This is a genomic window from Streptomyces sp. NPDC037083, assembly GCF_055606485.1.
The window spans coordinates 219,239-233,478 of sequence record NZ_JBVJSQ010000004.1; the positions used below are offsets into that span (position 1 = coordinate 219,239).

A 14,240-nucleotide genomic window follows, 5' to 3' on the forward strand; every position below is an offset into this window, starting at 1 on the left:
CTGATCTTCTCCGCCCGGAAGAACCGTAGGGAACCAGGGAACCAGTGGATCGCGTGGACCTCATCCCCCCGCCCGCCGAGGCCGCGGCGTCCGCCGACGTCGTCGCCGAGCGCGCCGACGCCTACGCGGCCGCGCCGCTGCTCAACTGTCTGCTGCGGGAGGTCGCCGAACCGCTGCCCCGGCAGCCCTCGGACCACGGCCGGTTCCGGCACCGGCTGCCCGGCGGCCGTCTGCTGCGCGTGCGCGGGGCCCGTCGGCCGGTCGAACCCGAGGTGTACGAGGCCGGCGCCTGGCGTCGCCTCGACCACGCCGGACTTGTCGCGCTGGTCGCCGGGACACTGCACCGGCACACCGGGCTGCCCAATCCCGAACTGCCCGCCGAGATGACCGACAGCAGGGACGCGGTGGCCGCGCTGCTCGCCGCACGCGCGCGTGCCGTCCCGCCGGCCGGGCCCTATCTGCGCTCCGAGCAGTCGCTGCTCACCGGCCACCCGCACCACCCCGCACCCAAGGCGCGCGGCGGCGGCCCGGCCGCCGACTGGCTGCCCTACGCGCCCGAGGCGCACGCCCGCTTCCCGCTCGTCCTGCTGGGCCTGCGCGAGGACGAGGTGGTCGAGGAGGGGGACGTCTCGGCCCTGGACGCCCTCGGCACGGCCCCGCCCGGCTACCGGCTGCTGCCCGCCCACCCCTGGCAGCTCGACCTGGCGGCCGCGCACCTCGCTCCCGCCTTCGCCGACGGCCGCCTGGTCCGGCTCGGCACGACCGGCTTCGAGGCCTGGCCGACGGCCGCCGTGCGCACCGTGTACGCGCCCGAGCGGGATCTGTGCCTGAAGTTCAGCCTCGACGTGCGCATCACCAACGACGTGCGCCGGCTGTGGCGCCACGACCTGCTGCGACTGCGCCGCACCGACGCGGCGGCGGCCCGGGCCTTCCGGGCGATCGACGGCCCGGCGGCCTGGCTGAGCGACCGCGGCTACCGCACGGCCGCCTTCGCCTTCGAGGAGCTCGCCGTCCTGGTGCGCGACGGCCTGGGCGGCCACCTGACGCCCGGCGCGACCCCGCTGCTCGCCGCGGGCCTCGTGGAGGGCTTCGACGGCAGCCCGCTCGACGGCGCCGCCGACCCGCGGGCCTGGTGGGAGGCGTACCTGGCGGTGGTCGTCCCCCCGGCGCTCGAGGCCTTCGCCGGCCACGGCGTCGTCCTCGAAGCGCATCTGCAGAACACCCTGGTCGCGGTCGACGCGGACGGCACGCCCGTGCAGGCGCTGTTCCGGGACGCAGAGGGCGTCAAGCTGCTGTCGGACGTGGAGCGGGCGGCCGGCTGGGAGCGGCTGGTGTACTGCCTGGTGGTGAACCACCTGTGGGAGCTCGCCGGGGCCCTCGCCGAGCGGCGCCCCGGGCTCGATCCCTGGCCCGCCGTGCGCCGCGAACTCGCCCGCCACGACCTTCCCGAGGTCGCCGCCCTGCTCACCGCGCCCACCCTGCCCGGCAAGACGAACCTGCTGCTGCGCTGGACGGGCGCGGACGGGGCGGACGCCCGCTACCTGCCGCTGCCGAACCCCCTGGCCGTCTCCTGATCTGAACTACGCTGACCGGTGTGCTGCGCGATGTGACTGCTGTTCGATACGTGACCCCCCTGAGGTCGGGCGGCTCCGTCCCCGGAGTCGTCGAGGCCGACGACGACGGCACGTACGTCGTGAAGTTCACCGGTTCCGCGCAGGGCCGCAAGGCGCTGGTCGCCGAGGTGATCGTCGGCGAGCTGGCCCGCGCGCTCGGTCTCAGGTTCCCCGAGCTGGTGTTCGTCCACTTCGACCCCGCCATCGCCGACGGCGAGCCCCACCAGGAAGTACGCGACCTCCACGGCGCGAGCGCCGGCCTCAACCTCGGCATGGACTATCTGCCGGGCGCGAAGGACTTCACCCCGGAGATCGCCGGGGCCTTTCCCGTGGACCCGCTGGAGGCGGGCCGGATCGTCTGGCTCGACGCCCTCACCGTGAACGTCGACCGCACGGTCCACAGCTCGAACCTGATGATCTGGCCCACGCTCGGGACCGTGCCCCCGCACCTGTGGCTGATCGACCACGGCGCGGCCCTGGTGTTCCACCACCGATGGGACGCGACGGCGCCGGAGAAGTCCTACGACTTCCGCCACCACGCCCTGGGCCGGTACGCGCCCGACGTGCGGGCGGCCGACGCGGAGCTGGCGGGCCGGGTGACGCCCGAACTCCTGCGGGAGATCACGGCGGTCGTCCCGGACGCCTGGCTGTCGGGCGAGGAGGGCTTCGCGAGCCCGGACGACGTCCGCAGGGCGTACGTCGACTACCTCCACGCGCGCGTGCGGGCCTCCGCGGCCTGGCTGCCCACCGACTTTCCCACCCGGGAGGAGCTCGCCGCCGAGGAGGCCCTCCGGGCGGCGAGGACACAGCGAGGGCGGCCGGACTGGCTCAAGCGGGTTCCCGACCTGCACGGCAAGCCGGCCGCGGAACAGGATTGGTCGGTGCACCTGGGATGAGCGAAATCCGGCGCGTGGAGATCGAGTACTGCACGCAGTGCCGCTGGCTGCCGCGTGCCGCCTGGCTGGCGCAGGAGCTGCTGACGACCTTCGAGGCCGAGCTGACCGAGCTGTCCCTGAAGCCCGGCACCGGCGGCGTCTTCGTCGTCCGCGTGGGCGACGACGTCGTGTGGGACCGCCGTGAACAGGGCTTTCCGGAGCCCATGGCCGTGAAGCGGGCGGTACGCGACCGAGTGGCCCCGGAGAAGTCCCTGGGCCACTCGGACCTGCCTGCCTCGTGACGCCCCCGCCGCTCAGCCCCTGAGCTGCTCGTACGCCGGCAGGGTGAGGAAGTCCGCGTAGTCCTCGTCGAGGGAGACCGTCAGCAGCAGGTCGTGGGCCTGCTGCCAGTGGCCGGCCGCGAAGGCCTCCTCGCCGATCTCCTCGCGGATCGCGGCCAGTTCCTCGGCGGCGACCTTGCGGGCCAGCTCCGGCGTGGCCTTCTCGCCGTTCTCGAACTCGACGCCCGCGTTGATCCACTGCCAGATCTGCGAGCGGGAGATCTCCGCGGTGGCCGCGTCCTCCATGAGGTTGAAGATGGCGACCGCGCCCAGGCCGCGCAGCCAGGCCTCGATGTAACGGATGCCGACCTGCACGGCGTTGACCAGACCAGGGTAGGTCGGCCGGGCCTTCAGTGAGTCGACGGCGATCAGCTCGGCCGCCCCGACGCGGACGTCCTCGCGCAGCCGGTCCTTCTGGTTCGGCCGGTCGCCGAGGACCTTGTCGAAGGACTCCATGGCGATCGGCACCAGGTCGGGGTGGGCGACCCAGGAGCCGTCGAAACCGTCGTTCGCCTCGCGGTCCTTGTCGGCGCGGACCTTCTCGAAGGCGACCTTGTTGACCTCCGCGTCCCGGCGGGACGGGATGAAGGCCGCCATGCCGCCGATCGCGTACGCGCCGCGCTTGTGGCAGGTGCGGACGAGGAGTTCGGTGTACGCCCGCATGAAGGGGGCGGTCATCGTGACCGCGTTGCGGTCCGGGAGGACGAACCGGGCCCCGCCGTCACGGAAGTTCTTGACGATGGAGAACAGGTAGTCCCAGCGGCCCGCGTTCAACCCCGAGGCGTGGTCGCGCAGTTCGTAGAGGATCTCCTCCATCTCGTACGCGGCCGTGATCGTCTCGATGAGCACGGTGGCTCGGACGGTGCCCTGGGGGATCCCGACGTGGTCCTGCGCGAAGACGAACACGTCGTTCCAGAGGCGGGCCTCGAGGTGCGACTCGGTCTTCGGGAGGTAGAAGTAGGGGCCCTTGCCGAGGTCCAGCAGGCGCCGGGCGTTGTGGAAGAAGTACAGACCGAAGTCGACGAGGGCGCCGGGGACCTGTCGGCCGTCCGCGTCGACGAGGTGCCGCTCGTTCAGGTGCCAGCCGCGCGGCCGCATGACGACCGTGGCGAGCTCGCCGTCGTCCTTCAGGGCGTACGACTTGCCGGTCCCCGGGTCGGTGAAGTCGATGTTCCGGGAGTAGGCGTCGATCAGGTTGAGCTGGCCGAGGACGACGTTCTCCCACGTCGGCGCCGAGGCGTCCTCGAAGTCGGCGAGCCAGACCCTGGCGCCCGAGTTGAGGGCGTTGATCGTCATCTTGCGGTCGGTCGGACCGGTGATCTCGACCCGGCGGTCCTCCAGGGCCGCGGGGGCCGGCGCCACCTTCCAGGAGTCGTCCGCGCGGATCGCGGCGGTCTCCGGGAGGAAGTCGAGCGTGCAGGTGCGGGCGATCTCGGCGCGGCGCTCGGCGCGTCGGGCGAGGAGTTCGTCCCGGCGCGGGGTGAACCGCCGGTGCAGCTCGGCCACGAAGGCGAGCGCCGCCTCGGTGAGGACCTCCTCCTGCCGCGGCAGGGGCTCGGCGTCGACGATGGCCAGCGGGGACGGCGCTGGTGCGGACATGAGCGGTCACTTCCTTCAGCGGTGGCACCGGGTGCCAGTCGAACCGGGTACGGCGGGCAGGGCCCTGAGCGGGGCCGGATCCTTCTGGTCAGTGGATACTAGTTTCCTCATTGTGGAAGTTCAATGGTTTGTTGATGTCGAGATTCTCCGGGTCGAGGCAAAGTGGCGCTCCGTGCCAGGCACCTCACTCGAGGTGGGCGAGATCCTCGGGCGCGTCGATGTCGAACGGCCGGGCCACGTCCCCGCACTCGACGAGGGTGACGGCCGCGTCGTGCGTCCTCAGATAGGCGCGTGCCCCCCGGTCGCCGGTCGCAGTCGCCGCGACGCCCGCCCAGTGGGCGGCTCCGAGCAGGACGGGATGGCCGCGCACGCCGTCGTAGGCGGCGCAGACGAGCGAGGACTCGCCCGCCCCCGCGGCGAGCACCCGGGCGACCGCCTCGGGCCCGATGCCGGGCTGGTCGACGAGACAGACCAGTGCGGCCCGTGCCCCGGTGCCGGCGAGCGAGTCGAGCCCGGCCCGCAGCGACGTGCCCATGCCCTGCTCCCACGCGGGATTCGTCACGATCACGCACCCCTCGAGCCGGGCCCGCTCCTGTACGGCGTCGGCGGCGGCGCCCAGCACCACGTGCACGCGCGCGCAGTCCGCCGCGCGCAGCACCCCCACCGCGTGCTCCACCAGCGGTCGCCCCCGGTGTTCGAGCAGCGCCTTGGGCCGCCCGCCGAGCCGCCGGCCGCCGCCCGCGGCGAGCAGCAGTCCGACGACCCGGCCGCCCTCGCCCCGGTCTTCCCCGCCCCGGTCTTCCCTGTGCGTCATGTGTCCTGCATACCTGACCGGGCGTCGGACGCACGGTCTCCCAAGGCTGAATTTCGGTCCGCGCTGTGGCGCGCCCGGCATCGGGTGGCGTTTACTGACCCGCGCGTCCTCCGGCGCCCGACCACCGCCAGGGGGTGCGGGGCGGGAAGACGCACGCGTCTGCTCGCGCGCGCACGCGTGTACGCGAGGGGGGAGAGCTTGTTGCGGAGCTTGGGGCAGAGGGCAGTGACCGGCAGCGACGAGGATCCGAGGGTGGCGGAACTGCGGACGGCGGTGTCCCGGCTGCGCCGCGAACTCGCCGCGCACCCGGCCGAGTTCCCCGACCGGGTCATCGCCGAGGACGAACTCGCCGCCCTCGCGGCGATGGTGACGCACGGTGACCCGGAACTCCCGCGGCTACGGCGCTCGTTGCTGCTGATCGCGGGTGCGATCGGCTCGGTGAGCGCACTGGCCCGCGGCCTGTCGGGGGTGCGCGGCGCGGTGGAGCTGTTCGGGCAGACGCCTCGGCGCTGAACCGTGGCGGGCGGCCGTCGGGCCGGTGTGATCCGTGTGGCGGGGCCTATGCCACCGGGCCCGGGTTCGCCAGGGCCTGGGAGAGTTCCACCGCCACCTGCTGCAGCACCGGCACGATCCGCTCCGTGGCCGAATCCGTGACGCGGCCCGCCGGACCGGAGATGGAGATGGCCGCGGCGGTGGGCGAGTCCGGCACGGACACCGCCAGACAGCGGACGCCGATCTCCTGCTCGTTGTCGTCCACCGCGTACCCGGCGTGCCGCACCTCCGCGAGGGCGGCGAGGAAGCCGTCCGGGGTGGTGATCGTCTTCTCCGTGGCGGCGGGCATGCCGGTGCGGGCGAGCAGCGCACGCACCTCGTGGTCCGGGAAGCCCGCGAGAAGGGCCTTGCCGACGCCGGTGGAGTGCGGCAGGACACGACGCCCGACCTCGGTGAACATCCGCATCGAGTGCTTGGACGGCACCTGCGCCACGTACACGATCTCGTCGCCGTCGAGCAGCGCCATGTTCGCCGTCTCGCCGGTCTCGTCGACCAGACGGGCGAGGTAGGGGCGGGCCCAGGTGCCCAGCAGCCGGGAGGCGGATTCGCCGAGCCGGATCAGGCGCGGGCCCAGCGCGTAGCGGCGGTTGGGCTGCTGGCGGACGTATCCGCAGGCCACCAGGGTGCGCATCAGGCGGTGGATGGTGGGCAGCGGGAGCCCGCTGCTCACGGACAGCTCGCTCAGTCCGACCTCACCGCCCGCGTCGGCCATCCGTTCCAGCAGATCGAAGGCGCGCTCGAGGGACTGGACCCCTCCGCCCGCGGACTTGGCGGAGTCGGTGGTGCTGGCGCTGGACGTCGGCACGGCGCGTTCCTTTCCAAACTGGCGGGAAGAGCTGAAGCCTACCCGGGGGCCGGTTGACTCCTCGTTCGTGCGTAGCTACGTTCTGTCTTCCGGAATGCTAATTCCGCCTTGTGGAAACATCCAGACTGGCCGCGATGGGTGCACTGTGGAGAGGCGTGCCCTTGACGACACGGAGGCGGGAGTGAAGACTCCTTCAACAGAACGTTGAATTCCGTTACGTGGAAGTTAACGGCGGCCGAGAGGGGTCCGGGTGTCCGACGCTGAACTGGTGCTGCGCTCGACGCGCGTCATCACCCCCGAAGGGACGCGCCCCGCCGCGGTCGCGGTCGCCGGCGGCACCATCACCGCCGTGCTGCCCCACGACGCCCCCGTCCCCGCGGGCGCCCGCCTGGAGGACTTCGGCGACGACGTCCTGTTGCCCGGCCTGGTCGACACCCACGTGCACGTCAACGACCCCGGCCGCACCCACTGGGAGGGCTTCTGGACCGCCACCCGCGCGGCGGCGGCCGGCGGCATCACCACCCTCGTCGACATGCCCCTCAACTCCCTCCCGCCCACCACGACGGTCGAGCACCTGCGGGTCAAGCGGGAGGTCGCCGCCGACAAGGCGCACATCGACGTCGGCTTCTGGGGCGGCGCACTGCCCGACAACGTCAAGGACCTGCGTCCGCTGCACGACAGCGGCGTCTTCGGCTTCAAGGCGTTCCTCTCCCCGTCGGGCGTGGACGAGTTCCCGCACCTAGACCAGGACGGGCTCGCCCGCTCCCTCGCCGAGATCGCCGCCTTCGACGGCCTGCTGATCGTGCACGCCGAGGATCCCCGCCACCTCGACGCCGCCCCGCAGCAGGGCGGCCCCAGGTATGCCGACTTCCTGGCCAGCCGCCCGCGCGACGCGGAGGACACGGCGATCGCCCAGCTCATCGCGCAGGCCGGGCGCCTGAACGCGCGCGTGCACGTGCTGCACCTCTCCTCCAGCGACGCGCTGCCGCTGATCGCCGCCGCCAAGGCCGACGGCGTCCGCCTCACGGTCGAGACGTGCCCGCACTACCTGACCCTCACGGCCGAGGAAGTCCCCGACGGCGCCAGCGAGTTCAAGTGCTGCCCGCCCATCCGCGAATCCGCCAACCAGGACCTGCTCTGGCAGGCCCTCGCCGACGGCACGATCGACTGCGTGGTCACCGACCACTCCCCGTCCACGGCCGACCTGAAGACGGCCGACTTCGCGACGGCGTGGGGCGGCATCTCGGGCCTCCAGCTGAGCCTCGCCGCGGTCTGGACCGAGGCCCGCAGGCGGGGCCACGGCCTGGAGGACGTCGTGCGGTGGATGTCCGCGCGCACGGCAGCCCTGGTGGGCCTCTCGCGCAAGGGCGCGATCGAGGCGGGCCGCGACGCCGACTTCGCCGTCCTCGCCCCCGACGAGACCTTCACCGTCGACCCGGCGGCCCTCCAGCACCGCAACCGCGTCACGGCGTACGCCGGCCGGACCCTGTGCGGCGTCGTGAAGTCCACCTGGCTGCGCGGCGAACGCGTCGTCGCCGACGGCGAGTTCACCGAGCCGAAGGGCCGCCTCCTCACCCGCACCCCATGACGCCGCGCCGCGACGTCCCGCACCCGCATCCGCACCGGCCGACCTCCGAAAGGCAGACCTGATCACCGTGACGGCGATACGCAGCTTCACCGGCGACGCGAACCCCTACGGCGGCGGCGACCCGTACGCGGACTACCGCACCGCCGAGTTCCCCTTCACCGCGTACACCGACCTCGCCGACCGCCGGCTCGGCGCCGCGGTCGTCGCCGCCAACGACGAGTTCTTCGCCCAGCGGGAGAACCTGCTGCTGCCCGGGCCGGCCGCGTTCGACCCGGAGCACTTCGGGCACAAGGGCAAGATCATGGACGGCTGGGAGACGCGCCGCCGTCGCGGCGTCGACGCCGACCACCCGTGGCCCGCCCCCGAGGACCACGACTGGGCGCTCGTACGCCTCGGCGCGCCCGGGGTGATCCGGGGCATCGTCGTCGACACGGCCCACTTCCGCGGCAACTACCCGCAGGCGGTGTCGGTCGAGGGGGCCTGCGTGCCCGGCTGCCCGGCCCCCGAGGACCTCCTCGGCGACCACGTGAAGTGGACGACGCTCGTCCCGCGCACGCCGGTCGGCGGCCACGCGGCGAACGGGTTCCCGGTGTCGGTGGAGCAGCGCTTCACGCACCTGCGGGTCAACCAGCATCCCGACGGCGGCATCGCCCGGCTGCGCGTGCACGGCGAGGTCGTCCCCGATCCCGAGTGGCTGGCGGTGCTCGGCGCCTTCGACGTCGTCGCCCTGGAGAACGGCGGCCGGGCCGAGGACGCGTCCAACCTCTTCTACTCCCCGGCCTCCAACACCATCGCGCCGGGCCGCTCCCGCAAGATGGACGACGGCTGGGAGACCCGCCGCCGCCGCGACCAGGGAAACGACTGGATCCGCTACCGCCTGACGGCCCAGGCCCAGATCCGCGCGCTCGAGATCGACACGGCGTATCTGAAGGGCAACAGCGCCGGCTGGGCATCGGTGTCGGTCAGGGACGGCGAGGACGGCGAGTGGACGCAGATCCTCCCGCGCACCCGCCTGCAGCCCGACACCAACCACCGCTTCGTGCTGCCGGCCCCCGCCGTCGGCACGCACGCGCGCGTGGACATCTACCCCGACGGCGGCATCTCCCGGCTGCGCCTGTTCGGCTCCCTCACCGAGGCGGGCACGGCGGCGCTGACCGCCCGCCATCAGGAACTGGGCGGCTGAGTCCGCCGTCCGCGCCGGGTCTCCCGGGAAAACCCCCGGTCAGGGCCCCCGGCCCGTCCCTCCCGCCGAGTGCCCGCCGTCCACGGTGTACTCGGCGCCGGTGACGTACGCGGCGCCCGCCGGATGCGGGACCGCCGAGACCGTCCGGGCGCACGGCCGCGGGTTTGCGGAACTCTTTCCTCCGCCTGGCGCGTTCTTCTCGTGTGACCCTTCAGCAAGAGATCGTCGGCAACGCCATGCAGATGGCGGTCGTCAGCCTGCAGCCCGGCCAGACGGTGTACTGCGAGGCCGGAAAGTTCCTGTTCAAGACGGTCAACGTGACCATGGAGACCCGCCTGGGCGGTCCGTCGGGCGGCGGCGGTCAGCAGCCGCAGGGCGGCGGGGCCGGCGGCGGCATGGGCGGCATGCTGCGCCAGGCCATGGGCACGGCCATGCAGGTCGGCCAGCGTGCCCTCGCCGGCGAGTCGCTGGCGTTCCAGTACTTCACCGCCCAGGGCGGCGAGGGCACGGTCGGCTTCGCCGGCGTGCTCCCCGGAGAGATGCGGGCGCTGGAGCTCGACGGCACGCGCGCGTGGTTCGCCGAGAAGGACGCCTTCGTGGCCGCCGAGTCCACCGTCGACTTCGGCATCGCCTTCCAGGGCGGCCGCACCGGAATGAAGGGCGGTGAGGGCTTCGTCCTGGAGAAGTTCACCGGTCGCGGCACGGTGATCATCGCCGGCGCCGGCAACTTCATCGACCTCGACCCGGCCGACTTCGGCGGCCGCATCGAGGTCGACACCGGCTGCGTCGTCGCCTTCGAGGAGGGCATCCGGTACGGCGTCCAGCGGGTCGGCGGTCTCGACCGTCAGGGGATCATGAACGCCGTGTTCGGCGGCGAGGGCCTGTCGCTGGCCACTCTGGAGGGCAGCGGCCGCGTCATCCTGCAGTCCCTGACCATCGAGAGCCTCGCCAACGCCCTGAAGAAGGCTCAGGGCGGCGACAAGCAGGGGCCGACGGGTGGGCTGTTCTCCACGAACGCGGGCTGACCCGATGAGTTGCGGGCACCGGCGGGGTCCGAGGTGATGTCGGCAGACCCGCTTCCGGAAAGCAGGCACGTGCCATGGGCAAGCTCGTCCACACCGTCTTCGTCACCCTCGACGGCGTCTACCAGGCCCCCGGCGGCCCCGACGAGGACACCCGGGGCGGCTTCGAGCAGGGCGGCTGGAGCTTTCCGTACGGCGACAAGGACTTCGGGCGGTTCGTCTCCGGGGGTCTTCGACGACGTCGGCGCGTTCCTCCTCGGCCGCCGCACCTGCGACATCTTCGCCGGGTACTGGCCGGATCACCGATCCGGCCGATCCGGTCGCCGCCAAGCTGAACGGGCTGCCCAAGCACGTGGTCTCACGGACCCTCAGCGACCCCGCCGGGGAGGGCTCCGACGCGATCGGCGGCGACGACCTCGCCAAGGAGGTCACCGACCTCAAGGAACGCACCGACGGCGAACTGCAGGTCCACGGCAGCGGTGCCCTGGCCCAGTCGCTGTTCGCGCACGACCTCGTGGACACCGTCCACCTGCTGACCTTTCCGGTCGTACTGGGGCTCGGGCCTGCGGCTCTTCGCCGAGGGCGCGCTGCCCACGGCGTTCCGTCACAGGAGCGGGCTGATCACCGCCTCGGGCGTCCCCGTGCAGACGTACGACCTCGACGGCCGTCCGCGCTACGGCTCCTACGCGCTCCCGGACGACGGCCAGCCGCCGCCTGCCGGAACCGCCTCCCCGGCCGGGCCGGGGCCGCCGTGCCCCCGGCCCGCCGGAACATCCGCGCCACGAAAGGCTCTAGGCCTGCGGGACGTCCTTGACGAAGACGATCCCGTCGTTCGCGGCCAGGTGGGCCGGGTCGAGCGGGGCGTAGCCGAACCAGGGGGAGACGCGGGTCGCGGGCCGCGTGCCGCCGAGGGCGGCGGCCAGTCGCCGGGCGTCGACGACGCAGCGGTCCCGCGGGAGCGCGTACAGGAGCCCTTCGACGGTGTCCGGCGGCGGCGTGTCCACCCCCTGGTGCCGGATCGTGCCGAGGGCCGTGGCCAGGAAGGCGTACTCGGCGCCGAGCCGGGCGCTCACCAGCGCACCGGCGCTCCACCACTCCACCGGCCCCTGCCACATCTGCATCGTGCTCTTCTCCCGCTGCAGGTGGGAGTTGTGGGCGTGGACGAGTGCCGGGCCCCGGGCGGCGACGGCGAGGAGGTTGTCGGCCATCATCGAGTCCCGCAGCGCGCACAGCCGCGTCATGCGGGCGGGTGAGGCGTCGGCCATCCAGTAGTGGTAGCGCAGCAGGCCGGTCGCGGTGCGCCCGTACAGGCGCGCCCGGTCCCACTCCTCCCAGGAGGTCGCCGCGATCAGGTGCGGCGTCTGCGCGTCGAGCAGCGCCACCAGATCGTCGGCGAGCAGCCGCAGCTCCGTGGCCTGCGCCGATCGCCCCACGGACTCGCCCGGATCCGTCATCGCGGCGGGATCGGTCCACCGGTCGTCGTCGGCCAGCAGGCTGTCGAGGGTCTCCTCGGTGCAGGGAAGCAGGTCCGCGTCCACCCGGGCCGACAGGTAGCCGTGGAGTGCGGTCAGGGTCTGCCGGGGGCTCGCCGCGCCGGTCATCTCCAGCGGGCCGTCGAAACCGGCGAAGCGCAGTCGCTCGGACGCGGGCCGGTCCTCGTTGTACGCGCGCATCCAGCGCACCAGCTCGCGGTTGGGCGCGGACGCGTTGAACCAGCCGTGGCTGAAGCCGCGCTCCATGACGTCGTCGAGGCTGCCCGTTCCCGAGGTGACGTAGTCGTCCACGAGCAGACCCCTCACGCAGTCGCTCTCGATCGCGATCGTGCGGTAGCCCTCCTGCTCGACGAGCTGTCGGAAGACGTCGTTGCGCAGTTCGAGCAGAGCGTTCTGGCCATGGGTGGGCTCGCCCAGTGCGAGCAGCCGCGGCGGAGCGGGGAGCAGTCCCATGACGGCGGCGGCGTCGACGGCATGGGCCGTGTCTTCGATGTCAGTGGCCATGCATTGAACGGTATCGTTGAAGTCCCGGTTGAAACTTTCACGCGATTGCGGCAGGTCCATGGGGTCGAACCTTCAAAGTGGCGCACGGCTCAGGCCGATCGACCTGGCCCGCGGGCACGGTCTGTCCACACAGGCCGTCAGGAACTACGAGCAGGCCGGCATCCTTCCGGCCGCGGGCCGAACGCCCCACGGCTACCGCACCTACACCTCGTTGCACGCGGGCGCCCTGCGCGCGTTCCTGGCCCTGGTGCCCGGCCACGGTCACCGGACGGCGACGGCGATCATGCGGGCGGTCAACGAGGGCGCCGTCGACGAGGCGTTCCGGCTCCTCGACGACAGCCATGTCCAGCTCCGCGACGACCGGCGGACCCTCGAGGCGGTGGAGAGGGCCCTGCGCGACCTGGCGACCGTCCCCGGGGCCGGGTCGGCCGCCGGGTCGGCCCCCCGGCCCGCGCCCGGGGGTGACGCCGACACCGGCGCCGGGCCCGCCGGCCGGTTCATCGGACGGCTGGCGGGGGAGCTCGGGATCCGTCCCGCGACGCTGCGCACCTGGGAGCGCGCCGGGCTGGTGCGCCCGCGCCGCGACGCACGCACCGGCTATCGCGTCTACGACCGGGCCGACGTGCGGGACGCCCGGCTGGCCCACCAGCTCCGGCGGGGCGGCTACCTGCTCGAGCAGATCGCCCCGCTGCTCGCCCGGGTGAGGGAGGCCGGCGGCCCCGAGCCGCTGGAGGCCGCGCTGCTCGACTGGCGAGCCCGGGTGTCCGCCCGCGGCCGGGCGATGCTGTCCGGGGCGGCCGAGCTGGAGGCGTACCTGCGCGAGCGCGGATGACGGGCGCGGGATCAGGGCGCGTGGAACGGCGCGTGGGAGGGGCCTCACCCCGCGCCCGGTGTCGATGTGGGGGGACGCGGGGTGAGGCGCTCTTCTTCACCGGGAGCGCCCCCGGCGAAGAGCCGTGCCGGGAACGCGCCCTTCCTCGGACTGGTCCGTGGGGGGACTCAGCAGCCGAAGTCGACGAGGTCGAACGTGGCGTAGTGGTCGGAGGTGTAGTAGTCCTCCCGGGACTCCTCACCGGTGACGATGCGGCGTGCGCCGCGGGTGGAGGAGCCCGGCGTGATGACGGTGTACTCGTGGTAGTAGCCGGAGGACCGCGCGGGCAGGGCGTCCTCGCGGTTCTGGAACACGACGCCGTCCTGGTCGTAGGGGAAGGGGCCGCCCTGGTCGATCAGGTCCAGGGTGTCGTGCGCCTGGGAGGGCAGGTCGCCGTAGCAGATGCTGCCGACCGCGTCGGCAGCCGCGTCCGCCGTGGGGGCGGAGACGGCCCCGCCCACCAGGAAGGCGGACAGGAGCGCCACGGAGGCGCCGACACGTGGTGCGCGTGGGGGGAATCGCATGGCCTCATGATGACGCGCGTAGACAGTGGCATGTCAATGACAAGTCCAGTGGATTCTCCCGTCACGTCCGATGAGTTTTCGGGAAGTTAACCTGGCGCGCGAAGGCTCCACGAGGTCTGCACGTCCCCGTCGGGGTCGACGGCGCCGGCGTACGCCCGGTCCCCGCGGCTCCTGCGCTCAGTCGGGTTTCCGGCTTTCCGCCGCGGCGAACAGGGCGAACGCGAGCACGACGAGGGCGACGCTGGCGTACACCTCGTAGCCGTCGAGGAAGCCGAGCTTCTGCACGAGCCCCAGGTGCCAGTCGGAGAACTCGTGCACCAGGCCCAGCACGCCCTGCACGAGCGCCAGAAAGCCGAGTACCTCCAGCAGTTCCTTCATGTCCGCCACTCTCGCCGCACCGGTCCCGAGCGCGCCATCGGCCGCGGGGCCGGACCCGCCCTACCGAAGGCTGCGACC

The 14,240-nt window shown here is 72.9% G+C and carries 14 protein-coding genes and 1 pseudogene; 9 read left to right on the forward strand and 6 right to left on the reverse strand.

Annotated elements, in window-relative coordinates; genetic code table 11:
• Positions 1-44 precede the first annotated feature (44 nt).
• Genes ACZ7DE_RS13090 through ACZ7DE_RS13100 form a run of 3 tightly spaced genes read left to right on the forward strand, consistent with a single transcriptional unit; the run spans position 45 to position 2,790 of the window.
• Positions 45-1,574, forward strand: a complete 1,530-nt coding sequence (locus ACZ7DE_RS13090) for an IucA/IucC family protein (protein ID WP_470760458.1) — start codon at positions 45-47, stop codon at positions 1,572-1,574.
• 20 nt (positions 1,575-1,594) lie between these two features.
• A complete protein-coding gene (locus ACZ7DE_RS13095) occupies positions 1,595-2,509 on the forward strand; it encodes a HipA family kinase (protein WP_470760460.1) in 915 nt (304 codons plus the stop codon).
• A complete protein-coding gene (locus ACZ7DE_RS13100; protein ID WP_470760462.1) occupies positions 2,506-2,790 on the forward strand; it encodes an Rdx family protein in 285 nt (94 codons plus the stop codon). Before ACZ7DE_RS13095 ends, ACZ7DE_RS13100 begins: the two co-directional genes overlap by 4 nt.
• A gap of 12 nt (positions 2,791-2,802) precedes the next feature.
• Here ACZ7DE_RS13100 and aceB read toward each other — a convergent pair whose 3' ends face one another.
• Together aceB and ACZ7DE_RS13110 are read right to left on the reverse strand one after the other, a co-directional pair.
• On the reverse strand, positions 2,803-4,428 hold the full coding sequence (gene aceB, locus ACZ7DE_RS13105) for a malate synthase A (RefSeq protein ID WP_470760464.1): 1,626 nt from the start codon (positions 4,426-4,428) through the stop codon (positions 2,803-2,805).
• A gap of 184 nt (positions 4,429-4,612) precedes the next feature.
• On the reverse strand, positions 4,613-5,242 hold the full coding sequence (locus tag ACZ7DE_RS13110; protein WP_470760466.1) for a nucleotidyltransferase family protein: 630 nt from the start codon (positions 5,240-5,242) through the stop codon (positions 4,613-4,615).
• Between the two features lie 198 nt (positions 5,243-5,440).
• Between ACZ7DE_RS13110 and ACZ7DE_RS13115 the strand changes: the two genes are divergently transcribed.
• Positions 5,441-5,755, forward strand: coding sequence for a DUF5955 family protein (locus tag ACZ7DE_RS13115; RefSeq protein WP_470760468.1), 315 nt, complete (start codon positions 5,441-5,443; stop codon positions 5,753-5,755).
• A 46-nt stretch (positions 5,756-5,801) separates the two neighbouring features.
• Here the strand turns inward: ACZ7DE_RS13115 and ACZ7DE_RS13120 are convergent, their stop codons facing one another.
• The gene (locus ACZ7DE_RS13120) at positions 5,802-6,599 is read right to left on the reverse strand and encodes an IclR family transcriptional regulator (RefSeq protein ID WP_470760470.1); all 798 of its coding nucleotides are present in this window, start codon (positions 6,597-6,599) and stop codon (positions 5,802-5,804) included.
• Positions 6,600-6,849: 250 nt separating this feature from the next.
• On the opposite strand from ACZ7DE_RS13120, the gene allB reads away from it, so the two are divergent.
• The 4 genes and pseudogenes from allB to ACZ7DE_RS13140 all read left to right on the forward strand — a co-directional run.
• Positions 6,850-8,187 carry an allantoinase AllB gene (gene allB, locus ACZ7DE_RS13125; protein WP_470760472.1) on the forward strand — a complete coding sequence of 446 codons (1,338 nt, stop codon included), beginning with the start codon at positions 6,850-6,852 and terminating at the stop codon, positions 8,185-8,187.
• A 67-nt stretch (positions 8,188-8,254) separates the two neighbouring features.
• Positions 8,255-9,370, forward strand: a complete 1,116-nt coding sequence (alc, locus tag ACZ7DE_RS13130; RefSeq protein ID WP_470760474.1) for an allantoicase — start codon at positions 8,255-8,257, stop codon at positions 9,368-9,370.
• A gap of 203 nt (positions 9,371-9,573) precedes the next feature.
• The gene (locus tag ACZ7DE_RS13135; protein WP_470760476.1) at positions 9,574-10,395 is read left to right on the forward strand and encodes an AIM24 family protein; all 822 of its coding nucleotides are present in this window, start codon (positions 9,574-9,576) and stop codon (positions 10,393-10,395) included.
• 74 nt (positions 10,396-10,469) lie between these two features.
• A pseudogene (locus ACZ7DE_RS13140) lies at positions 10,470-11,087 on the forward strand (dihydrofolate reductase family protein); the annotation flags it as partial.
• A 96-nt stretch (positions 11,088-11,183) separates the two neighbouring features.
• Here the strand turns inward: ACZ7DE_RS13140 and ACZ7DE_RS13145 are convergent.
• A complete protein-coding gene (locus ACZ7DE_RS13145; RefSeq protein ID WP_470760478.1) occupies positions 11,184-12,389 on the reverse strand; it encodes an erythromycin esterase family protein in 1,206 nt (401 codons plus the stop codon).
• Positions 12,390-12,447: 58 nt separating this feature from the next.
• Here ACZ7DE_RS13145 and ACZ7DE_RS13150 point away from each other — a divergent pair, with 58 nt between their 5' ends.
• Positions 12,448-13,221: a TioE family transcriptional regulator gene (locus ACZ7DE_RS13150; protein WP_470760480.1), complete on the forward strand. Its 774-nt coding sequence runs from the start codon at positions 12,448-12,450 to the stop codon at positions 13,219-13,221.
• A gap of 167 nt (positions 13,222-13,388) precedes the next feature.
• On the opposite strand, the gene ACZ7DE_RS13155 is transcribed toward ACZ7DE_RS13150, so the two are convergent.
• Both ACZ7DE_RS13155 and ACZ7DE_RS13160 read right to left on the reverse strand, forming a co-directional pair.
• A complete protein-coding gene (locus tag ACZ7DE_RS13155; RefSeq protein WP_470760482.1) occupies positions 13,389-13,784 on the reverse strand; it encodes a guanyl-specific ribonuclease in 396 nt (131 codons plus the stop codon).
• Between the two features lie 177 nt (positions 13,785-13,961).
• Positions 13,962-14,162, reverse strand: coding sequence for a hypothetical protein (locus tag ACZ7DE_RS13160; RefSeq protein ID WP_470760484.1), 201 nt, complete (start codon positions 14,160-14,162; stop codon positions 13,962-13,964).
• Between the last annotated feature and the right edge of the window lie 78 nt (positions 14,163-14,240).